Here is a 23018-nt window from a genome sequence, read left to right as displayed (position 1 = left end):
GTAGCGACGTATCAGCGGCCGATGCCGAAAGTCGGGCGGCCGATGCGGCGCAGTCCGTGCGCCGGGCGGTGGTGTGAGCGGGCCGGATGCGTGAAGCCGGTTTCGGTGGAGTTGTCACGCGCGTCGGGCATCGACGGCACGTCGTGCCTTTCCTGTGCAATCCGGCTGACGAGCAGCGCGAGCGACGCCAGCGTGACGAGCGGCATGAACTGGAACGACAGATGCGGCACCAGCACGAGGCCGGCGAGCGGCATCACCCATATCGTCAGCAGCCACTCGCGATCGAAGCGCCGCCAGCCGTGCGTCCACGCATAGCGCGCGTACCACGCGATCACGAGCCCGTACCAGGTCAGGTCGTAGTCGTACAGGTAGGGGCTGACGATCAGGCATGCGCAGGCGAGGGTTGACGCGCGCAGCGCGTACGAACACGCGCCGCGCCATGCATACACGACGACGATCGCGGCGGTCGCGGCCGACAGCAGCTGCAGCGCGCGCGCGATGTAGGCGGGCCAGCCGGCGAGGGTCGCGAGCGCGAACACGGTCGGCATGCGCGCGAGCTTGACGTGCCCCGTGCCGACGATCTGGTACGCATCGTTGATCCCGTGCACGAATGCGACCCACGAACCGATGCCGAACGCGAGCGTCGTCAGTGCGACGCCACCGGCGATCGTCGCGGCCCATGCGGCCAGTGCGCGCCATTGTCCGGCGCACAGCAGCGCGAGCGGGAACAGGATCGCCATCTGCGGCTTCATCGTCAGCAAGCCGAAGCAGATGCCGGCGATGACGGGGCGGCGATTCAGCGTCAGCAGCCCGACGCCGGCGAGCGTCGCGGTGAAGAGGCTCGTCTGTCCGATGATCACGGTGAGAAACGCACCCGGGAACGCGAGCGCGCAAAGCAGCGCGGCGTCGCGCTGCACGGTCGCGCGGATGGTCGCCGCGAACAGCAGGTAGGTGACGCCGAGCCACAGCACGAGTGCGAGCAGGTACGGCAGCCAGCCGAGCGGCAGCACGAACAGCAGCATGGTGGGCGGGTAGAGCCACAGCAGTACGCCGTTCGAGGCGTTCATCGTCGGAATGGCGAGCTTCTCGCCCACGAACAGCGCGGGGAAGTTCCATGCGTCGACTGCGTGCCCGTGTGCGGCGAGGCGGGCTGCGCTCCAGATCGCTGCCATATCCTGCGACATCGGTTCGGGTACGGACGTATGCGACCAATGAATGCGAGCAAGGTACACGCAGATGAACAGCAGTTCGGTCAGCAGCGCCGCCGCGGCGTAGAGGAGCACGCGATCGTGATTGAGCCAGTGCGGGAAACGGCGCGGGCCCGCGATCGGCAGCTCCGGATGAGCGTTGGTGGCGGATTCGACGTGCAGAACGGTGCGGGGCGTCTTCATTGCAGGCTCCGCGACGCGAGCGTCGCACGACGCACGGTGATGAACAGCATCGCGAGCACCACGACCGGGCCGATCTGCGGAAGCGCCATGATCCGGTTGAACAATTCGAACACCGGCAGCAGCCACGCGAGCACGATCACGATCTGGTCGCCGGGCAGCCAGCCTTCGTCGAGTCCGTGGGCGATCAGGCAGAAGATCGCGATGCCGAGCCACGGCAACTCGTATTGCCACAGATACGGGGTCGTCAGTAGCGTGGCGATTGCCAGAACCGCACCGCGAAGCCGCATGTCCTGCGTGCGGCGCCAGACGTCAATTGCGGCGGCGATCGCGAGCAGCCCAATGACGGCTTGTGCGGCGAGCGCGACGGCAATCGACGCCCCCGCGAGCCGCAGCGCGGCGAATGGCGTGGGCGAAACAAACCAGTAGGCGGGAAGGGCGAAATGCGTGCCGCGTACCGTAGACAGCGTGTGAGCGATGCCGTTCAGCGAGCCGATGCCGGCTAATGCAATGCCGGCCGCGGTAAACAGTGTGGCCGTGAGCGCTGCCGATGCGAAGGTGCGCCATGCGCGCGTTGCGATCAGCGCGAACGGAAACACCATCGCCATCTGCGGCTTGATGGCGAGGAGCCCGATCAGTATGCCTGCGACGATCGGGCGTCGACCCAACAGATGCAGCGCGAGTGCGGCGATACCGGCGGTCAGGAGGCCGTTCTGTCCGTAGAAAACGCATGCGCTCACAGCCGAGTATGCGAGCACGACGAGCGCGGCGGCGCGTGGGACGGGCAGGTGCGTGCGCAGTCCGGACAGTCGCTGGACGGCGTACGCATAGCATAAAAGACTGCCCGCAAAAAAGAGGAAATACGCGGGCAGGAAAGGCACGAGGGCGACCGGCGCGATGAACAGCAGCATCGTCGGCGGATAAAGCCAGGGCAGTAATTGGTGTCGCAGATCTGCACCAAAACGGGTTGCCTCGGCATTGGAGAAGAAGACCGGATCGTAGACCGCTGCGGCGTGGCCGTGCAGTACGAGATGCGATGCGGTCCAGAAGACGGAAAAATCGATTCCGGGGCGAGCAACGGACTCCGACGTGAAGGCGTCTGATAGGACGGCCCAGGTGATCACGAATGCCGCGCAAAGCATCAGCATGATGCAGCTATACGGAATGATCCGGTCGGCCGTCAGCCATTGAGCACAGCGTTTGGCGCGATAGCGCCTTCCTTGATTGGCTGTGTACATGATGCCCCGTTTGCAGTGAGGGCCGCGTGATCTGCCGCAGCCCTTTTGTGTTGTCGTGTATCCGGATCGAATCGCATTCGATGGCGTTGTCCGGTGAATGCATTGTTGGAGAAAAAACTGCGTGACGCAAACCACGGGCTGAATCGAGCGATATCGAATCGGCAGCAAAATGGCCGAAAACCGGGTTTTCACGTCTGAGAAAACCGGGACGGCGCAAATGATGTTTCTCGCTTGAAACATTCTGCGTTTTCGGTCGGTCCGGCATCGCCCGGAATACGCGTCCGGCACATGACTTCGCGGATTCGGGAAAATCCCGAGAAAATTTTTTGCGGCCCTTGCGCAGTGCGGCGGCGCTGGGGCGGGCTCGTTGGCTGGCCGGCGTACATATATCAAATTTGAAACATTTCGGGCATCGCGCCGGGAGCCGGCCTCTCGGTGAAACGCCGAAACCCTTGCTGCATCGGGATTTCGTCACGGCTGGCCTGCTCTTTGCGACATGGTCCGCACGACTGTCGACGACGTGATGAACGACCGGTTGACGCAACAGACTGACAAAACCGGACTGAATCACCTGCGGAAAGTAACGGATCGAGGGCGCGTCGGGGAATACGCCGCCCAGGCCTTGAAAGCCGCCAGTAACGTCGACCGATCGAATTAGGCGACGGCATCGTCCGCGCAATAAGAATCACATGACAGCATTTGGGGAATAAAAATGAAAGACCAGAGCACACCGCGGCTTGCACGCCGCGACGAGAATCTGCAGCAGTATCGACGCACTCGCGTCAGCCGTTCAATCCGAACCCATGCGCCGGACGGAAACCATTCCGTCCCGCTCGATCGCGACGTCTCGCCGATCGGAGCGCGCATGCGTATCGCACGCACCAGCTCACCCACATACGTTCGCCCGGACAGGCTCGCAACCTGCCGTGCGTGTCGCTGAGCGCCGCACTCGAATTCATTTTGTTGTGCCTGTAGTAGCCGCTCCCGGCGTCGATCCCCGACAACGGGAATTTCATAGTAGTGCGAAAGGAGAATAGCCATGTTCACGTTCATCCAGAAGATCCGTGGTTTCGTTCAAGACGAGCAAGGCGTGACGGCCATCGAATACGGCCTGATCGCTGCGCTGATCGCAGTTGGGCTCGTCGCGGCGCTGACGTTGGTCGGGAACGACCTCAAGGACGTCTTCAACACGATTGCAAGCGACCTGGCCACGGCGATCTGAATGGCGGGACGGCGAACGGTGAGTCCGGCCCGTTCGCCGTCATCTCGCCGCTTGTGGAGGGCCGGACGCAACTCTCTAAAAAATGTTGGATGGACCGAACGGTGGATGGCTCGGCCGGTGCAGTACTCGAGCCGCCCCCGCTCTTTTGACCAACCGAATCGGAGGCCGTCATGCGGGCCAGGGTACGCGCGGTATCGGTATCGCAATGGATCGACGACGAGCAGGGTGTGACGTCGATCGAATATGCGCTGATCGCGGCGGTGTTCGCCACCATCGTGCTGGGAAGCGTGATGACGCTGAAAGGCTCGCTCGACGATGCGTACAACTCGATCGCGTCGATCGTGACCGCGGCGGTCAGTACCGCACTGGGTCAGTGATTCTCACTATTAGGTCCAATCGAGGTTCGCCATGTTGCCTGCCGCCCTGCCTTATCCGGTTCCGTTGTGCGTGACGTTACTCGTGATCGTTGCGGCGAGCACGGACATCGCGAGCCGACGCATTCCGAACCGGCTCGTCGCGATCGGGCTGGTTGGCGCGTTGATCACCCAATGCGTGCTGCACGGCGTCCAGGCAGGTGCACTCGCGTGGCTCGCCGGCGCAGCGACCGGCCTCGGCCTGCTGTTGCCATTCTATCTGCTGCGCGGGATGGCCGCAGGCGACGTGAAGCTGATGCTCGCGATCGGCGCCTGGGTCGGCGCACAGATGACGTTCTACATCGTGCTTGCCACCTTTCTGGCCGGCGGGATCGGCGCGATCGGCTTCGCACTGCTGCGAGGGCGCATGCGCCGGATGTGGGCGAACGTCCGGATGTTGATCGCGCGTCGCTCGACCAGCGCGCATGCAGGGGCAACCGACGGCCCCATGGAAGTCGCGTCGGTTGGCGCGTTGCCGTACGGCGTGGCGATTGCCGCCGGCACGCTGGGCATGCTGTTCGTTTCGTGCGCATAGCGCGACGAACCTGCAACGAGGATGGAACGAACATGAACACGAACCCCACCGAACCGAAACGCGACGCGCAGGTTGCACACCTGCCGCATCCGTCGCCGTTTCGGGAGGCGCATGCGAAACCGGGCGCACAGCTGCCGCCGGCGCCGCGCTCGATCGAGGAAACCGGACTGAGCCAGTCGTTCGTCGCAGGGCTCGTGCTGAAGTCGACGCTGGTGCTCGGTCGCCCGTCGTACGGCGACCTGATCGAGCGACACTGCCTGCCGCTCGCGGTGCTCGACGACGTCTTCGCATTCCTGGTGCGCGAGCATCTGGTCGAATTGACTCATCGCGGAAAGACGGACCTCGACGTGACGTTCCGCCTGACCGACGCGGGCCGTGTACTCGCGCTCGAAGAGCGGGCGCGCAGCAGCTATAGCGGGCCCGCGCCGGTGACGCTCGACGCGTATCTCGACTGCGTGGATACCCATTCGGTGCGCAAGTTGCGCGTAACGCAGAACGCCGTGTGGGCCGTGTTCGAAGGCATCGTGATGGACACGGCGGTCCTCGACTCGGCTGCTGCTGCGCTGAACTCCGGCCGTCCGCTGCTGATCTATGGTCCGGCCGGCAGCGGCAAGACCTTCCTCGCGGAGCGGCTCGGCTCGCTGATGGGCGGTCACGTACCGGTGCCGCACGCGATTTACGCGGCCGGCGAAGTGATCCAGATCTACGACCCGCTCGTGCATGTCGACGCGGCATCGCAAGCGGACGGCCAATCGGTCGATCGCCGCTGGCGTCTCTGCGAGCGGCCGGTCGTGATGTCCGGCGGGGAGCTGACGCTCGACGAGCTCGACCTGCGCCGCGATGAAGCGGCCGGCTTCTACCAGGCGCCGCCGCACATGAAGGCGAACATGGGCATGTACATCGTCGACGATCTCGGTCGCCAGCGTGTCGAGCCGCGCGACCTGCTCAATCGCTGGCTGCGTCCGCTCGATCGTGGCGTCGATTTCCTGACGCTCGAGTCCGGCAATCGCTTCGTGCTGCCGTTCGACGTCTGGCCGGTGTTCTCGAGCAACCTGGCGCCGGAGCAGTTCGCCGACGAAGCGTTCCTGCGCCGGCTCGGTTCCAAGCTTCACGTCGGCGCGTTGTCGATCGACCACTACCGCGCGGTGTTCGACGCCGCATGCGCGTCGCTGGGGCTGGTGTCGTCGCAGGACGCATTCGACTATCTGCTGCACCGGCTGCACCTGCCGACCGGCAAGGCATATCTCGCATGCTTCCCAATGGATCTGCTGCGTCTCGTCGCCGCTGGCGCGCGGTATCGCGGCGATCCGCCAGAAGTGACGCACGACGCGCTGCACGACGCATGGGCCAGTTATTTCGGCACGGCGCCCGAGCGTGACGGCGGGTATCTGCCGCCTGCCGAGCACGGCGGTCGCACGTACATAACCGGTTGAGCCGTTTCTTTCACGATTCGTTGAGGAGCATTGCCATGAAAAACAGTCGAGCGCTCATGATGCTGATCGTCGCGATGGTCGCGGGGCTTGCCGCGGTCGTGTTCGCGTCCCGCTGGCTGATGAATACTTCCAGCAGCTCGGTCACGTCGGTCGCGGTGGCGACCACGGACCTGAACCTGGGCGAGCCGCTCGGGCCGAACCAGATCCACATGGTGAGCTGGCCGTCGGGCAGTGTGCCGACCGGTGCGTTCACCGACACGAAGGAACTCGAAGGGCGCGTCGTGCGCACGAGCCTCGCACGCGGCGAGCCGGTGATCGAGTCGAAGCTCGCGCCGATCGGCACGAAGGGCGGGCTGTCCGCGGTGATCGCCGACGGCAGCCGCGCGATCACCGTGCGTGTGAACGACGTGGTCGGCGTCGCGGGCTTCGCCCTGCCGGGCAACTACGTCGACGTGATCGTCAACACGCAGGAACAGCAGGGCAAGACCGACGGGCAGAGCATCTCGAAGATCGTGCTCGAGCACATCCTCGTGCTCGCCGTCGCGCAGCAGGTCAGCCGCGACGACACCGCACCGAAGGTCGTCAACGCGGTGACGCTCGAAGTCACGCCCGACCAGGCCGAACGTCTCGACCTCGCGCGCAGCGTCGGCACGCTGTCGCTCGTGTTGCGCAACCAGGTCGACCAGAAGACGCTGACCACCGACGGCGCGACCAAGCTTACGCTGCTCGGCAAGGCCCCGGCACCCGAAGCGCCCGCCCCTGCACCCGTGAAGACCGTGCGTGTGCGTGTCGCGTCGCACGCGGCACCGGAAGCGCGCCGCGACTGCGTCGGCGTGCTGACCGGGGTGCGCGGCAGCGTCGAATGTTTCTGAAACCGTAGAACACATCCAGATAACCAGATTAACCAGATCGGCCGCCGTCAGGGTACGGCGGCCTTGGAAGGGACAGCCGGCGTCTCGCCGGTCACTCGGGGGATCAGACGAAATGAAGATCAATCCGCAACATTCAGGTACCGGCCCGGTGCGCACGCGCGTCGCGCGGGGCGCGATGATGGCCGCGATCCTCTGCACGGGAACGCTGACCGTGTACAGCGCGCTGGCACAGGAGGGCGTCGAATCGGCCGCTCTGATGAAGGGCGGTGCCAGCGCACCGGCCGCCGTCGCGAAGGGGCCGATGCAGATGACGATCAGCATGGCGCCGGCGCCGGCCGCCGCGCCCGCCGCATCGGCGGGCCCGCTGCGTGGACCGAACTGCGTGGGCGCGGTGCGCGAGTCGACCAGCGTCAGCGTGCCGCTCGGCAAGTCGCTGCTCGTGCCGATGCCGGAGCCGGTCCGCAACCGGACCATCGGCAACCCGGCCGTCGCGCAGGCGACGATGGTGTCGCCGCAGACGCTCTACATCCTCGGGTTGTCGGTTGGCACGACCAACATGATCGTGCAGGGCAGGAGCGGCGCGTGCCGCGTGATCGACGTGGCGGTCGGCGCGGATGCCGGCGGCCTGCAGGCATCGCTGCAGCAGCTGATGCCGAACGAGCGCGACATTCACGTGTCGACCGCCGCCGGCACGATCGTACTGGCCGGCACCGTATCGAACTCGCAGGCCGCGCAGCAGGCCGTGCAGATCGCCCGTGCGTACAGCGACAGTGCTGGTGAAGGCGGCGGGGGCGCCAAGGGCGGTGGCGTGCTGAACATGCTGGCCGTCACGTCGCCGCAGCAGGTGATGCTCGAGGTGAAGGTCGCGGAAGTATCGAAGACGCTGATCAATCAGATGGGCAGCGCGTTCAACATCCAGGGTGGCTTCGGTTCGTGGAGCGGCGCGCTCGTCAGCAACCTGCTCGCGGGCGTCGCAAGCGGCGCGGTGTTCAACAAGGCGAACAACAAGCCGTTCAGCATCGCGGCCGATGCGCAGAACACGGACAACCTCGTCAAGATTCTCGCGGAGCCGAATCTCGTGACGATCAGCGGGCAGGAGGCGACGTTCCTCGCCGGCGGCAAGATCTTCATCCCGGTTCCGCAGAGCAGCGGCACCGGCACGTCGTCGATCACGCTGCAGGAAGAGGAGTTTGGCGTCGCGCTGAAGTTCACGCCGACGGTGCTCGCGAACGGCCGGATCAGCCTGAAAGTTGCGCCGGAAGTGTCGGAGCTGTCGCAGACGGGCGTCACGCTGAGCGCGACCAACATCGGCGGCACGTCGATCCTGCCGCTGATCACGACCCGGCGCGCGTCGACGACGGTTCAGATGAGCGACGGCGAATCGTTCGCGATCGGCGGGCTGATCAAGGACAACGCCAGCGGCGCGCTGAAGGCGATCCCGGGCGTCGGCGAGGTGCCGGTACTCGGTGCGCTGTTCCGCAGCACGTCGTTCCAGCAGGATCGCACGGAGCTGATCTTCCTGATCACGCCGCACCTGGTCAGGCCGCTGCAGACCGCCGACGTGCCGCTGCCGACCGACAGCTTCTCGAAGCCCAACGAAGCCGACGTGTATGCGACCGGCAACATGGAAGGCCGCAAGGGTGTCCGCAAGTCGGGTATGCAACCGGCGAATGGCGCGACGGAAGCCCCGCAGACGCCGGCTCCGGCACCTGCTCCCGCACCGCAATCAGGCGCGCCGGCCGCACCCGCTGCCGCATTGCCCGCACCGCGTGCGCCGCAGCCTGCCGACGCGCCAGCGCCGGTGCCTGCGCAGCCGGAGCATGCCGCGCCGGCGGCCGACGCGGCCGGGGCAGTGAGTGCCGCGCCGGCGCCCGCCGGGCAGCAGCAGTCGCAACCTCAGGCCGATGCGGCCAGTGCGGCACGGATCGCGCGCATCGAAGCCGCTGCCGCGCGTCTCGCGGCAGCCGGCTCCACCACGCCGGCAAAGCCTGCGCCGCTCCCGAAGCACGGTTCGCCGGCCGCTGCCCACGCGCAGATCGCGCGGGCGAACGCGGGCTCCGAGTCCACCGATCGTTGAAGCCATCCAAGGGGAAGCTCATGAAATCCGCCTACCTCGTATTCGTGCGCCGCGCGGCGCTTGCCGTACCGCTCGCGTTCGCACTTGCCGGCTGCATGTCGTCGAGCCCGGTGTGGGACAGCCGCTTTGGCGACTCCGTCCGCGCCGTCACGCAAGCCCAGATCATCGATCCGCATGCCGCCGACCACGCGGCAGCGCGGCCGGGGGTCGACGGCAGCGCCGCTGCGGCCGCGCTTGACAACTACGACAAGTCGTTCAAGCAGCCCGAGCCGAAAGCCAATGCCTTCGTGATCGGGATCGGCAAGTCGGGGCAGTAATACAGGCACGCTCAGGGAGAACGCCATGTCCAGCGCAGCTCGTCGTCCGAAACTCAAGCGTCGCGGTCTGCATCGTCAGCGGGGCGCCGTCGCGATCATCGTCGGTCTCGCACTGGCGGTGCTGATCGGGGCCGTCGGGCTCGCGCTGGACCTTGGCAAGCTGTACGTCACGCGCAGCGAACTTCAGAACAGCGCCGACGCATGCGCGCTGTCCGCTGCGCGCGACCTTACATCGGCCATCAGCCTGCAGGTCGCGGAAGCGGACGGCATCGCCGCCGGCCACTCGAATTTCGCGTTCTTTCAGCAGAACGCAGTACAGATGCAAACGGATTCGAATGTCACGTTCAGCGATTCGCTGACCAATCCGTTCCTGACCAAGACGGCGGTCGCTACGCCGGCGAACATCAAGTACGTGAAGTGCACCGCGCAGTTGAGCAACATCGCGCACTGGTTCATCGAGGTGCTCAACACGATTCCCGGCGTGCAGGTCGCGAACGCGGCGCAGGTCTCGGCGAGCGCGATCGCAACAGTCGGCGCCGGGCAAACCACCTGTGCGATTCCGGTGTTCGTGTGCCGGGCGGCGGCCGCCGCGCCGTACAAGGTCGGCGACTGGATTTCGTCGCCGTCCGGCTCGTCGTCGACATACGGGCCCGGCAACTTCGGCTGGGCGGCGCTCGACGGGTCGACGAACGAGACGACCATCGCCAGCGAATTGTCCGGCAATACCTGCAACATCGTGTCGCCGCCCGACCTCGGTTCGACGGGCCTGAAGTCCGCGGCGCTGCGTGCCTGGAACACCCGCTTCGGCATCTACACGAACGGCGCCAACGGCTCGAGCGGCCAGCCGGACTTCACCGGCTACGCATACGTCGGCCCCAACTACGGGCCGCCGGGAACCGCGGGCATCGTCGGCGACGCATACACGCAGTTCGTGCTCGATCGCGCGAGCTTCAAGGCCTACCAGGGCGACGGCACGCCGCCCACCGGCAGCGGCATCTCGACCAACGGGACCGTCACGGCCAGCAATTACCAGACGTTTGGCGGCGACCGCCGGGTCGCGCTTGCCCCCGAGGGCGACTGCTCGACGCTGTCGGGCGCGAGCAGCAAGCTGCACGTTACGCAGTGGGACTGCGTGCTGATGCTCGATCCGCTGCCGTTCAGCCCAGGAGCCGGCGGAGTCGTGGCGCACCTCGAATACCTCGGCTCGACGGCATCCGGCACTACGCCTTGCGCGACGCACGGCTTGCCGGGCAGCGGCAGCTCGGTCGGCATCAAGGTGCCGATGCTCGTTCAATAGTGGAGACGTGATCATGAAAAGGCTCCCGATTCGCCGTTCGCGCATGCGCGGTGTCGCCGCGGTCGAGTTCGCGCTCGTGTTGATGCCGATGATCGTGCTCGCGACCGGTGTCGCCGAGTTCGGCCGCGCGATCTACCAATACGAGACGCTGACCAAGGCGACGCGCAACGCGGCACGCTACCTGTCGGTCTTTCTGCCGACCGACAGCGCGTATCCGCTTGCGCAGGCGCAGTGTCTCGTCGTGTATGGCAGCACCACGTGCGGCTCCGCCGGCACCGAGCTGGTGCCGGGGCTCACGACGTCGATGGTGATCGTCTGCGACGCCGCGCATTCGACCGATTGCGCAGATGCATCCGACCCGCCGCAGTTCGCGAATCTGCCGACGTACGATTCGACCAACAACGCGGCAAGCGGCACGGCGACCGGCAGCATCAACGTCGTCGAGGTGAAGGTGAAGGGCTACCAATACCAGCCGATTCCGGCCTACCCGGGACTGCCCACGATTACCTTCGGCAACATCGTCACCGTGATGAGGCAAGTGTCATGAACGCGCGCCCCTTTCCGCTGTCGCGCCGCCGCAGCCAACGCGGTGCGATGATCGTCGAGTTCGCGCTGATCGCGTCGATCCTGATCACGCTGCTGATCGGCATCGTCGAATTCGGGCGCGTGCTGTACTACTGGAATACCGCGAGCGAGGCCATACGCCTCGGCGCACGCACGGCGATCGTCTGCGACGTCAATGCCGCCGGTGTCGCGAAGCGAGTGAGGTCGCTGCTGCCGATCCTGTCGAACTCGAACGTGTCGGTCAGCTACACGCCGTCGGGTTGCGACGTGAGTTCCTGCTCGTTCGTGACCGTCAGCGTTACCAACGTCACCGTCAATACGATGATTCCGATCGCGAACTTCGCGATCACGATGCCGCCGTTCACCACGACGCTGCCGCGGGAAAGCCTGAATTCCTCGACGGGCGGCTCCGCCTGTCAATAATCGAACCGACGAGGCACAGTCATGATCAATATCCTCGTAGCTGCCGACGATACCGCCCGGCTCACGCAGATCGCGCGCCTGGTTACCGACAGCGGGCACTATCGCGTGACCCGGGCGCATGGGCGGCCGTCCCAGATCGAGCATCGAACCGACGGGCTCGATTCATTCGACATCCTGCTGATCGATGGGGCGACGACCGATGCGGCCGAGCTGTCGGCGATCGAGCGGATCTGCCGGCTGCATCCGGGCCTGACCGGCATCCTGGTGGCCGCCGATGCGTCGCCGCACGTGCTGCTGGACGCGATGCGCGCCGGCGTGCGCGACGTGCTGCAGTGGCCGATCGACCCCGCAGCGCTTGCCCATGCGCTCGAACGCGCTGCCGCGCAAAGCACGCGGCGCGACGCCGACGATACGCGGTTCGTATCGTTCATGTCGTGCAAGGGCGGTGCGGGCACGAGCTTCACCGCGAGCAACGTCGCGTACGAGATCGCCGAAGCCTACAAGCGCCGCGTGCTGCTGGTCGATCTCAACCAGCAGTTCGCGGATGCCGCGTTCCTCGTCAGCGACGAAACGCCGCCGTCGACGTTGCCGCAACTGTGCGCGCAGATCGAGCGGCTCGACGGCGCATTTCTCGATGCGAGCGTTGCGCATGTGACGTCCACGTTCCATGTGCTCGCGGGCGCGGGCGACCCGGTCAAGGCGGCGGAGATGCGCGAGGACGCGCTCGAATGGATCCTCGGTGTCGCCGCACCACGCTACGACTTCGTGATTTTCGACCTCGGCGTCAGCATCAATCCGCTGTCGATAGTCGCGCTGGATCGCAGCGACCAGATCCAGCTGGTGCTGCAGCCCGCGATGCCGCATGTGCGGGCGGGCCGCCGGCTCCTGGAGATTCTCGTGTCGCTCGGCTATCCGACCGACCAGTTGCGGCTTGTGGTCAACCGGATGACGCGTGCGAGCGACCGGACCCGCACCGCGCTCGAGGAAGTGCTCGGCCTGCGCGCCAGTTGCACGATACCCGACGACGCCGACACGGTGCGCGAGGCGCTCGACCAGGGGCATCCGGTGTCGCGCGTCGCACGCGGCGCCGCGGTCGCGCGTGCGTTGCAGGCCTGCGCGAAGCAGATCGTCGAAGGCGACGTGCGGATCCAGCAGGGTGCGTCCAGCGGCGAACCGTTGATGTCCCGGCTGTTCGGCCGCAAGGCCACGCCGAAGCTCAAGTCCATGTGAATCTTTCGGGGAAACCATCATGTCATTGCGCGAACAGATGTCCTTGTATCGGGCTCAGCCCCATGCGGTCGGTACTGAACCGGCTGCGTCGACGCATTCGGCGGTACGCGACGCGTACCAGAAGCTGCGCCGTGAAATTCACCTGGCCGTGCTCGAGCGCGTGGAGCTCGAGCGCCTGTCGCGCTTGCCGCAGGATCAGGTCCGGCAGGAAATCGGGGCGCTGATCTCGCGCATTCTCGACGAGCAGCGCACGCCCGCGAATGACATCGAGCGGCGCCAGCTCGCGATCGACGTGTACGACGAGATGTTCGGTTTCGGCCCGCTCGAGTCGCTGCTGCGCGACCCCGGCATCTCCGACATCCTCGTGAACACGTACAGCCAGGTCTACGTCGAGCGCGGCGGCCAGCTGGAGCTGACCGACGTGACGTTCTACGACGATGCGCACCTGATGAAGGTGATCGAGAAGATCGTCTCGCGGGTCGGGCGCCGCATTGACGAATCGACCCCGATGGTCGACGCGCGGCTGCCGGACGGTTCACGTGTGAACGCGATCATCCCGCCGTCGGCGATCGACGGGCCGTTGATGTCGATTCGGCGCTTCGCGGTCAATCCGCTGAAGATGGACGACCTGGTGAGTTACCAGAGCCTCACGCCGCCGATGGCGGAACTGCTCGACTCGCTGGCCAAGGCAAAGGTGAACGTGCTCGTGTCGGGTGGTACCGGTAGCGGCAAGACGACGCTGCTCAACATTCTCTCGGGCTTCATTCCGCGATCGGAACGGATCGTGACGATCGAGGATGCGGCCGAGCTGCAACTGCAGCAGCCGCACGTGTTGCGACTCGAGACGCGGCCGCCGAACATCGAGGGCAAGGGCGAGATCACGCAGCGCACGCTCGTGCGCAATGCGCTGCGGATGCGGCCGGACCGGATCATCCTCGGCGAGGTGCGCGGCGCGGAAGCGCTCGACATGCTCAATGCGATGAACACCGGCCACGAAGGCTCGCTCGCGACGATCCACGCGAACACGCCGCGCGATGCGCTCACGCGGCTCGAGAACATGATCAGCGTCGGCGGCCTGACGCTGCCGCCGAAGACGATGCGCCAGCAGATCGCGTCGGCGATCTCGGTGGTCGTGCAGGCGACGCGGCTCACCGACGGCAAGCGCAAGATCGTCAGCATCCAGGAACTGACCGGGATGGAGGGCGACATCATCAACATGCAGGAGATCTTTACGTTCAAGCGTACCGGCATGGATCGAGACGGCACGGTGCGTGGGCATTTCTGCGCAACCGGCGTGCGGCCGAAGTTCGCCGAGCGGCTGCAGGCATTCGGCATCAACCTGCCGGATTCGCTGTACGACCCGGCGCAGCGCTTCGAGACGAAGTAACGACGCGTGGCCGTCTGATCCCGGGGAGGTCCCATGGACTCGATCTTTTACGGTTTTGTGATTCTCACCTTCGTCGCGGTCGTGCTCGCGATCGAAGGCGCCTATCAATGGTGGAACGGGCGCCACGGTGCCGCGGCACGCCGGATCGAGTCGCGCCTGCGCGCGATGTCGGCCGGCGGCAGCGTGCAGCAGGAGCGTATGTCGATCCTGAAGAAGCGGATGCTCGACGAGTCGAAACCGTTCGACCGGCTGCTGCTGCGTATGCCGCGGGTGCAGTCGCTGGATCTGGTGCTGCAGCAATCCGGGCTCGACTGGACGGTCGCGAAGCTGGTCGTGCTCAGCGTAGCACTGCCGGTGGTGACCGCGCTCGTCCTGTGCCTCACGCCGTTGCCGCTGATCGCCGTGCTGCCTGTCGCACTGGTGACGGCGTGCATACCGACCATGTACGTGACGAGGCATCGCAATCGGCGGATGTGCAAGCTCGAGCGGCAGCTGCCGGACATTTGCGACATGATCGCGCGCGCGCTGCGCTCCGGCCATTCGTTTACGAGCGCACTCGGGATGGTCGGCGAGGAGTTTCCCGACCCGATGGGCGGTGAATTCCGGATCACGTTCGACGAGATCAATTACGGCGTATCGCTGCATGATGCACTGGTGAACCTCGCGACCCGCGTGCCGGCGCAGGACCTGCGGTACTTCGTGATCGCGGTGCTGATCCAGCGCGAGACCGGCGGCAATCTGGCGGAACTGCTCGACAGCATCGCATCGCTGGTGCGCGAACGCTTCAAGCTGTTCGACAAGGTGCGCGTGCTGTCGGCCGAAGGGCGGCTGTCGGCGTGGATCCTCGGCCTGCTGCCGTTCGGAACCGCGGCCATGATGGCAATGTTGAACCGGGAGTTTCTGTCGGTACTCTGGCAGGATCCGGCGGGCATCAAGATGGTCGGGACGATGCTGGGGTCGATGGCGTTCGGCCTGCTGTGGATTCGCCGCATCATCCGGATTCGCGTCTGACGCGTGTCTCAGGCTTCACGAACCGATTCGAGGCTGTCATGCAAAACATGAGCGTAGTACATACCGTGATGCTGGCCGGCTTGTTCATCTTCGTCGCCGGTGGCGTGCTCGCTGCGATGCTGTTGTTTGCACCGCGCAGCATGGAACGCCGGATTCAGCAGGCGAGCGGGGCAAGCGTGGGCATTGGCACCGGTGCGGACGACGGCGGCGGGCAAGCAACGCGCTGGGTCGCGAAGCTCGTCGAGCTGTCGAAACCCATTTCCCGGTTGTCGGTGCCGCAAGAGGGCTGGGAGGATTCACCGCTGCGAATCCGAATGATGAATGCCGGTTGGCGCGATCCGAATGCGGGCGCGCTGTACTTCACGGCGAAGACGATGCTTGCGCTGCTGCTGCCGGGCGCTGCGCTGCTGGCGCTCATCACGACACGACTCGCAGATCAGCGCATGTTGCTTTCGTTCATCCTCGTCGCGCTTGCCGGGATCGGCTACTACATACCGAACTTCATCCTCGCGCGGCGGATCGCATCGCGTCAGCGAACGATCTTCGAGGACTTTCCGGACGCGCTCGACTTGCTGACGGTATGCGTCGAAGCCGGGCTCGGGCTCGACGCGGCTTTGATGAGGGTGAGCGAGGAACTGCGCTTTCGCAGTGAGGTGGTTTCGAGCGAACTCGACCTGTTGCTGCTCGAGATGCGTTCGGGGTTTACGAAGGACACGGCGTTGCGCAATCTCGCGCTGCGGACTGGCGTCGAGGACATCGAATCGTTCAGCGCGATGCTGATCCAGGCAGATCGCTTCGGGACGAGCATTGCCGAATCGCTGCGTGTGCTGTCCGACATGCTGCGCACGCGGAGGCGGATGCGCGCCGAGGAGCGGGCCGCGAAGATCGCGCTGAAGCTGTTGTTCCCGCTGATCTTCTGCATTTTCCCGGCGCTGATGTGCGTGTTGCTGGGGCCGGCGATGATTCACGTGTATCGCGTGCTGTTGCCGTCCTTCGCCACCGTTGGGCAGTAAGCACACGCACGGATACCGCGCGCAACGGATTTGCGTGCCGGCCCCACATCACAGGTCAGCCGGCACGGCCACCGTCTTCATGGGAGGCTCCTTCTCCCCCGGGCGGCGTCGCGAGAGAGGTTGATCATAGCGACGTCGACGCAACCCGGACCCATGGTCGACCCTGGATGCAGCCGTAGTCCACTGCCCGCGCGGGTGGCCCCCTACGACTAACCCGAACACAGTCGCGGCAGCGCGCCGGCCGAATCGAAAAAGCAATCCGACTGGATCGATCCGCACAACTGAACTAATCCGAATCAATAATGTGCGCGATTGTTTATCGAAGTATCGATCGGAATTACCCCCCCGGCTCTTCTTTCCCCACTCACGGGAAAATCACGTTTGTCGGAACGTCTCCTTTCGCGAAAGTGAATTGTAATGACAGGGGCGTGCCCCTGCCGGCACCGAAGTAGCCGGTCAGAGGCAGGCCTCCCGGCCGGCGAACGGTAGCCCGTCTATCCCTGTCCGCATGCGCCGGCAGGCGCCATGCAGCCGAAAATTTCCTTGAAATCCCCGATTCGAATTTCTAGCATTATTCAAAATCAGTGCTGAATCACGACGGGAACGGGACGCGCATTCGGCCTCTCGGAAATATCCAAAGAAGCATTGAAAATCAAGCGACTGCCCGACGACACGGAAAACAGGCCAGTCATGCACGATCAAGGCCGGGGGAATCATGAACGAGCAAGCAGCGATGTGCAGGCGGCTTGATGCTTCGTCGAGCAGGCGTTCGGCCGTCCGGCACGGTCCTGCGCATCCGCCGCGCGGCATTGCGCGTCCTTTACCCCCCGATTCCTGACAGCCGGTGCGGCCGACCGCGCCCGGAATACCTCCTGCTCACCGATATCCTGCGCATCGGCGCCCCCGCGCATCGGCCCGCACGCGGCCGGCGTGGCGACGCGCGTCGCGCAGTCGACGGACCGACATAACAATTCGAACGAGGGACGCAGCATGGCCATCCATGTGCCTGTGACACGCCGGACGTTTCTGAAGCTCGCCGGCAGCGGCGCCGTCGTCGCCGTGTCGGTCACCCATTTGCCGGCCGTCGTACTCGCCGCGGGCGAGACGCAGGCCGACGCGAACGGCCCGAACTGGGCACCCGTGCCCGGCAAGGCGCGCTGGCGCATCGACGGCATGCCGAAGGTGACGGGCCAGAAGATCTACGCGCGCGACTTCAAGTCCCGCGACTTCGTCGGCTGGCCGCAGCAGGAAAACTGGCTCTATGCGCTGCGCTGCGACCGGGTCGACGCCGTGTACCAGGGCTACGACCTCGGCGTGCTGCCGCCCGAGCTGCGACCGATCGCCGTCGTCGACAACGCATTGCTGAGCGCGCGCCGGATTCCGCTTGCACCGGAACCCGATCCGATCGCGAACCAGGACATCTACTGGCTCGCGCGGGCCGGCCATCCGGCGGACTGCTACGGACAACCGGCCGCGCTGCTGATCTTCGCGAACTTCGACGTCTATCGTCGCGCGAAGAAGCTGCTCGACTTCAATCGCGGCGTGATTCGCTACGGCGCGCCGGTCGGCCCGGGGCCGGCCGCACCGGTCGTCCCGTATTCGCCCGTGACCATCTACGTGCGCGACGACGAACAACATTTCAGTTACGTCGACAACTACCAGACCGACAGCAACGGCAAGCCGACCGCGAAGTACCTGGCGGAACGCGAGGCGGCGGTCGCCAACATCGACGCGACGGTCGCCCGCAATGCAGCCGCCGGCACGTGGATCGGCGTTCGGGCCACCGGCGACGGCGGATTCGAGACGCCGGCGATGGACCCGATGTTCATGGAGCCCGAGTCGGGACTCGCGTGGTACGACGCGTCGGCCGCGAAAATCAGCCTCGTTCTCGGCACGCAGTCGGCGAACGACGATGCAACGGGCGCGTGCGCGCTGTTCGACGGCAGCGACATCTCGGTCAAGGAGGCGCATGTCATCGCGTGCTACCCGGGCGGTGGCTTCGGCGGACGCGACAAGTCCTATTTCCCGCTGTATCTGGCGCTTGCTGCCCCGTTCGCGAAGGGCGCGCTGCGCTGGCAGCAATCGCGCTACGAACAATTCCAGGTCGGCCTGAAACGCTGCGAGACGCAGTTTTCCGAATCGCTGTGGTTCGACCGTCGCGGCAAGCTCGAAGCGATCACCTGCGATTTCCTGATGAACGGCGGCGGGAAGAAGAACCTGTCGCCGTACGTGGCGCAGCTTGCCGCGTTGAGCGCGATGAGCTGCTACGAGATCCCGCGCGCACGCGCGCAGGCCGCATCGACCTACACGCGGGAAGTCTTCGGCGGGTCGCAGCGCGGCTTCGGCGGACCGCAGGCGTTCATGGCGATCGAGACGCTGATGGACGAAGCCGCGCGCCGGCTCGGGCTGTCGCCGTTCGAGATCCGGCGCGCCAATCTGCTCGGCAAGGCGCCGGGTCTCGGCAAGGGGCGCGCGATCACGGGGGCACCGATCCTGTTCGACCTGCAGCTCGACGCGCTGCTCGACCGGCTCGAGCGTCATCCGCTATGGCTCGAGCGCGAGCAGGCGCGTGTCGAGCGCAACGCACGCAGCCTCCGCTACGGCGTCGGTCTCGCGATGGCGAACGAGGCGTACGGCACGTCCGGCGACGGGATGTTCGGGATGGTGCAGATCCTGCCCGACAGCAGCCTGCGCGTGGTCACGCCATATACCGACATGGGCAACGGCGCGGCCACGACGCTGGGTCTCGCACCGGCTGAATTTCTCGGGCAAAACGCGCAAACGATTGCGATGAGCGAGATCGCGCCGTTCAACGCGCTCGGGCTCACCACGAAGGGCCCGTCGAGCGATCCGAAGTGGGTGCGCTACAACTATGGTTCGTCGAGCGCGTGCCTCGGCGCATTCCATCAGTACCACGCGGTGAAGGGCGCCGCGCAGGCGCTGTTTCTGCAAAGCGTGCTGCCGGCTGCGCGTGCGTGGTGGGGCGTGCCGGTACGGGCCGAGGACGTACGCTGGGTCGATCGTGCGCTCGTCGCGAACGGCCTCGCCCCGATTTCATGGCCGGCGCTGCTCGGCACGATCAGGAAGCTGGGCCTGCAGACCGTGGCGGCTGTGCATGCGAGCTATGCCGGGTACTTCTGGAAGGGCACCTATCCGTTCGCGTCCGGCAGTGCGCAGATCGACTACGACTACGTGGCGGTCGGCCTCGACCCGTATCGCCTGGCGCGGCTGCAGCGCGTGCTGCAGCCGCCACCGGTCAACACGACGCTCTACGGGCGCACGACCTATGCGCCGTCGGCGACGCTCGTCGCGGTGGCTGTCGATCCGGCAACCGGGCGCGTGAAGGTCGAACGCGTGGTGACGGCCGTGAGCGTCGGCCGGCAGTTGTCGCCGGAACTCGTCGAAGGGCAGTCGCAGGGCGCGGTCGCGATGGGGATCGGCAACGTGCTGACCGAAACCTGTCCGCTGGGGCCGGACGGGCCGGGCGGCGGCCGATGGAATCTCGATCGCTACGAGGTCACGCGGCTGCCGGATATCCCCGTGCAGGAGCTGATCGCTTTGCCGCCGCCGGCCGGCGATCCGGCGAATGCACGCGGCATCGCGGAAGCGGTGATGTGCCCGATCGCGCCGGCGCTGCTCAATGCGCTCGCGATGGCGACGGGGCGGCGGTTCCGGGTGACGCCGGTGACGCCGGAGAAGATTCGGGAGGCACTGCAATGAGCAATCCGGTCCGGATGACCATCAACGGCAAGCCCGTCGAAGCAGCCGCCGCCGACGGCGACATGAACCTCATCGACTTCCTGCACGAGCGACGGGACCTGACGGGCACGAAGCTGTGCTGCGGCATCGGCGTGTGCCGCGCGTGCACGGTCGGCGTGCGCAACGCGCCCGATGCGCCGATGGAAAAGACGCTGTCGTGCTCGACGCCGGTCAGTGCGATGGCGGACATGCACGTGTACACGATCGAAGGGCTCGCGCAGGGCGATGCGCTGTCGCCGCTGCAGCAGAGCTTTCTCGAGTCGTTCGCGTTCCAGTGCGGCTACTGCACGTCGGGCTTCCTGATGGCCGCGACCGCGATGCTCGACCATCTGCGCGCGCAGCCGGTGCACGAGCGCGATCTGGACGCGATGATCGAAACCTGGGTCGGCGGCAACATCTGCCGTTGCACCGGCTACGTCAAGTACATCGAGGCCATTCGCAAGGTGGCGCTGCGCTACACGAAGGGGGCGGCATGACGACGAGAACCTGCGTCGCCGCGCTGGCGACGCTGCTGGCCGTGCAGGTTGCGCCGGTCGCGCTCGCGGCGGGAAGCGGCGATGCTTCGCTGCATGAGTATGCGCAGCAGTGCACCGATGAAATCGGCGAGATTCCCGCGTTCGACTGCAACGCCGGCACCGATGTGCCGATCACCGTCAACGGCCGGGTGCCGGCGCGCTATACGGCGCACATGACGTGCGATCGCCCGGCGCTCCTGCCGTATGACGCGCCGACGTCCGGGCAGTGCACGCCTTATTCGAAGATCCTCGACCTGTCCCACGGCGACACGCAGATCTCGGCGTTTTGCCGCCGCAAGCAGATCCGTGCGAACCGCAGCCCGTATTACGACGAAGTCGACATCGTGCTGCACCATGTCGGCAACGGCAAGACCTGCTGGTTTCATGCGGAGAAGGGGGGAACGGCCGGCATGAACGCCGCGCGGGTGCCGCCGCCGAACGAGACGACGCCGCCGCCCGGCCATCCGTCCGCGGCCGAGTTCTGGTGGAAGCCGGCCGCGACCGCGACGAAGCGCTGCGTATCGTGTCATGACGCGAGCCCGGTCATGTACAGCCCGTGGATCGGGCAGGTGTGGAACAAGGTGCCGACCGATCCGTGGGGCAAGTATGTGAATCTCGGCGCCGACTTCGCGTCGTGGACATCGCATGCGATCAGCACGCCCGGCAACACCTGCATCGGCTGTCACCGGATCGGCGACCAGAACAGCTGCAAGATCTATGTGCCGCTCGCCGCCGGGCTGCTGCCGCCGCCGAAGGGCAGCAACGCGCGTGCGCGCCGCTACCCGCTGACGCACTGGATGCCGATCGACAACAACAAGAGCCTCTATGAATGGAATGCGGCGAACGCGAAGTCGGTGAGCGACCTGCTCGAATGCTGTTCGGCGCGCGGCAAGAACGATCCGAAGTGCAGCTTCACGCCGGCGGCGCAGGCGGCGAAATAAGCCGCGCGCGCGCCGTGCCGGCGTGTCACGGCCGGCCCTCGCTCGGCACGTCCGATGCCTTGCTGAGCTCGGCCATGATGATTCGCGCGATCTCGTTGGCCGGTGCGCGTCCGTCGGGGCCGGCCGCCGTGTTCGCCCACGTGACGATCGTCGTCTTCGTGGCCGGATCGTAGCCCGCGAACGTATTGAAGCCCGGTATTTCACCGGTGTGCCCGTAGAACGTACCGAATTTCGCGAGTCCCATGCAGTAGCTGGCCGATGCCGGATTCGACGGATCGGTCGGCGTGCAGCTCGCGAGCCGTTGCGCCTGCAGGTCGGCGTTCAGGTAGCCGCCGCTGACCATCCGCTGCACGTACGCGCCCAGTTCGGTCGCGGTCGAGATGCCGGAGCCGGCCGTCCACGCCCACGACGTATTGACGCTCGTCACGTTGGTCGGCTGCAGCGTGCCGTCTTTGGCGGCCGCCTGACGCGCCGGCGACAGCGTGTTGCTGTCGAGGGTCTCCACATTGGTGCCCCATTGATAGCCCTGCGGCGCCGGCGCGGGCAGCGCCGTGTGGTCCTGCGGCGGCAGGGCGGTCTCGGTCAGGCCGAGCGGCGCGAACAGCCGGGTCCGGATCGCATCGGCGGCGCTCATGCCGGTGAGCTGCTCGATGATCAGGCCGAGCAGCACCGTATTCGTGTTCGAGTAGCGGAAATCCGCGCCCGGCGCGAAATAGACGGGCTGGCTCCGCGCGATGCCCAGCAGCTCATCGATGGTCCACACCTTGTCCGGCTGCGCGTCCAGCGTCTGGTTGAACGAGAGGTTCGTCGAGTAGTTGTAAAGGCCGCTGCGCATGGTCAGCAACTGCTCGATCGTGATCGAATCGCCGTTCGGCACGTTCGCGACGTACTGGCTGACATGATCGGTCAGGCGCAGCCTGCCTTCCTGCACGAGTTGCAGGATCACCGTGCCTGTCCACGTCTTCGTCACGCTGCCGATGCGGAAGTGCGCGTTCGTCGGGATCGGCGTGTTCGTGCCGCGCACGGCCGTGCCGAACGATGCGAGCCAGTTGCCGTGCGGCGATTGCACGTAGACGACGGCACCGGGTGTCAGCGTGTCCGCGAGCAACGCGTTGATCTGCGGGCGTGCCTGGGTTGCGTAGGCCGGTTCGCCGTCGTTGAGCGAGCTGTCGCCGCCGCACGCGGAAACGATGATGCCGACGGCGAGCGCCGGCGCAATCGTCGCCACGTGGTGCATCAGCCGCCTGGCGGCGCGCGGGAACGGCCGGTGAGGAGCAGAAGTCGCCATAGCGTGTTCCTTTTCTTGTTGTGATGCGTTGGTCTCCTTGCCATCCCCAGAACTATAGGACACGCATCCACACGCCGGAGGTGCGCGTTGCATTC

20 protein-coding genes are annotated in these 23018 nt (G+C 65.9%); 17 read left to right on the top strand and 3 right to left on the bottom strand.

The window, feature by feature from the left end; all coding sequences use genetic code 11:
* Positions 1-11: 11 nt before the first annotated feature.
* Complete coding sequence (locus AC1Z3W_RS18390; protein ID WP_483508174.1) at positions 12-1391, bottom strand: glycosyltransferase family 87 protein; 1380 nt, start codon at positions 1389-1391, stop codon at positions 12-14.
* On the bottom strand, positions 1388-2626 hold the full coding sequence (locus AC1Z3W_RS18385) for a glycosyltransferase family 87 protein (RefSeq protein ID WP_483508334.1): 1239 nt from the start codon (positions 2624-2626) through the stop codon (positions 1388-1390). Before AC1Z3W_RS18385 ends, AC1Z3W_RS18390 begins: the two co-directional genes overlap by 4 nt.
* A 1039-nt stretch (positions 2627-3665) precedes the next feature.
* Here AC1Z3W_RS18385 and AC1Z3W_RS18380 point away from each other — a divergent pair.
* From AC1Z3W_RS18380 to AC1Z3W_RS18300, 17 genes are all read left to right on the top strand, one after another.
* Positions 3666-3848 carry a Flp family type IVb pilin gene (locus AC1Z3W_RS18380; protein ID WP_483508173.1) on the top strand — a complete coding sequence of 61 codons (183 nt, stop codon included), beginning with the start codon at positions 3666-3668 and terminating at the stop codon, positions 3846-3848.
* A 170-nt stretch (positions 3849-4018) separates the two neighbouring features.
* Positions 4019-4225: a Flp family type IVb pilin gene (locus tag AC1Z3W_RS18375; RefSeq protein ID WP_057927400.1), complete on the top strand. Its 207-nt coding sequence runs from the start codon at positions 4019-4021 to the stop codon at positions 4223-4225.
* A 31-nt stretch (positions 4226-4256) separates the two neighbouring features.
* Positions 4257-4796 carry an A24 family peptidase gene (locus AC1Z3W_RS18370; RefSeq protein WP_483508171.1) on the top strand — a complete coding sequence of 180 codons (540 nt, stop codon included), beginning with the start codon at positions 4257-4259 and terminating at the stop codon, positions 4794-4796.
* Between the two features lie 32 nt (positions 4797-4828).
* Positions 4829-6229, top strand: coding sequence for an ATP-binding protein (locus AC1Z3W_RS18365; RefSeq protein ID WP_175827129.1), 1401 nt, complete (start codon positions 4829-4831; stop codon positions 6227-6229).
* Between the two features lie 35 nt (positions 6230-6264).
* A complete protein-coding gene (gene cpaB / locus AC1Z3W_RS18360) occupies positions 6265-7101 on the top strand; it encodes a Flp pilus assembly protein CpaB (protein ID WP_175827130.1) in 837 nt (278 codons plus the stop codon).
* Between the two features lie 112 nt (positions 7102-7213).
* A complete protein-coding gene (locus AC1Z3W_RS18355; protein WP_483508170.1) occupies positions 7214-9178 on the top strand; it encodes a type II and III secretion system protein family protein in 1965 nt (654 codons plus the stop codon).
* A 20-nt stretch (positions 9179-9198) separates the two neighbouring features.
* Positions 9199-9495 carry a hypothetical protein gene (locus AC1Z3W_RS18350; protein ID WP_175827132.1) on the top strand — a complete coding sequence of 99 codons (297 nt, stop codon included), beginning with the start codon at positions 9199-9201 and terminating at the stop codon, positions 9493-9495.
* A gap of 25 nt (positions 9496-9520) precedes the next feature.
* A complete protein-coding gene (locus AC1Z3W_RS18345) occupies positions 9521-10792 on the top strand; it encodes a pilus assembly protein TadG-related protein (RefSeq protein WP_483508169.1) in 1272 nt (423 codons plus the stop codon).
* A gap of 13 nt (positions 10793-10805) precedes the next feature.
* The gene (locus AC1Z3W_RS18340) at positions 10806-11339 is read left to right on the top strand and encodes a TadE/TadG family type IV pilus assembly protein (RefSeq protein ID WP_057927393.1); all 534 of its coding nucleotides are present in this window, start codon (positions 10806-10808) and stop codon (positions 11337-11339) included.
* Positions 11336-11779, top strand: coding sequence for a TadE/TadG family type IV pilus assembly protein (locus tag AC1Z3W_RS18335; RefSeq protein ID WP_057927392.1), 444 nt, complete (start codon positions 11336-11338; stop codon positions 11777-11779). Before AC1Z3W_RS18340 ends, AC1Z3W_RS18335 begins: the two co-directional genes overlap by 4 nt.
* A 21-nt stretch (positions 11780-11800) precedes the next feature.
* Positions 11801-13009, top strand: a complete 1209-nt coding sequence (locus tag AC1Z3W_RS18330; RefSeq protein WP_483508167.1) for a CpaE/TadZ family protein — start codon at positions 11801-11803, stop codon at positions 13007-13009.
* Between the two features lie 19 nt (positions 13010-13028).
* Positions 13029-14396, top strand: a complete 1368-nt coding sequence (locus tag AC1Z3W_RS18325; RefSeq protein ID WP_057927390.1) for a TadA family conjugal transfer-associated ATPase — start codon at positions 13029-13031, stop codon at positions 14394-14396.
* A gap of 33 nt (positions 14397-14429) precedes the next feature.
* Positions 14430-15407: a type II secretion system F family protein gene (locus tag AC1Z3W_RS18320; protein ID WP_483508166.1), complete on the top strand. Its 978-nt coding sequence runs from the start codon at positions 14430-14432 to the stop codon at positions 15405-15407.
* 38 nt (positions 15408-15445) lie between these two features.
* A complete protein-coding gene (locus tag AC1Z3W_RS18315) occupies positions 15446-16420 on the top strand; it encodes a type II secretion system F family protein (protein WP_057927388.1) in 975 nt (324 codons plus the stop codon).
* A 990-nt stretch (positions 16421-17410) separates the two neighbouring features.
* The gene (locus AC1Z3W_RS18310; protein ID WP_483508165.1) at positions 17411-20140 is read left to right on the top strand and encodes a xanthine dehydrogenase family protein molybdopterin-binding subunit; all 2730 of its coding nucleotides are present in this window, start codon (positions 17411-17413) and stop codon (positions 20138-20140) included.
* Complete coding sequence (locus AC1Z3W_RS18305; RefSeq protein ID WP_057927386.1) at positions 20137-20655, top strand: (2Fe-2S)-binding protein; 519 nt, start codon at positions 20137-20139, stop codon at positions 20653-20655. Before AC1Z3W_RS18310 ends, AC1Z3W_RS18305 begins: the two co-directional genes overlap by 4 nt.
* The gene (locus tag AC1Z3W_RS18300; RefSeq protein WP_175827138.1) at positions 20652-21635 is read left to right on the top strand and encodes a hypothetical protein; all 984 of its coding nucleotides are present in this window, start codon (positions 20652-20654) and stop codon (positions 21633-21635) included. Before AC1Z3W_RS18305 ends, AC1Z3W_RS18300 begins: the two co-directional genes overlap by 4 nt.
* Before the next feature lie 25 nt (positions 21636-21660).
* Here AC1Z3W_RS18300 and AC1Z3W_RS18295 read toward each other — a convergent pair whose 3' ends face one another.
* The gene (locus AC1Z3W_RS18295; RefSeq protein ID WP_483508164.1) at positions 21661-22923 is read right to left on the bottom strand and encodes a serine hydrolase domain-containing protein; all 1263 of its coding nucleotides are present in this window, start codon (positions 22921-22923) and stop codon (positions 21661-21663) included.
* Positions 22924-23018 lie beyond the last annotated feature (95 nt).

It is taken from the genome of Burkholderia sp. 10_S31 (genome assembly GCF_056930375.1).
The sequence above is the reverse complement of the archived record's forward strand: the minus strand, read 5'-3'. Positions and strand labels throughout refer to the sequence as shown.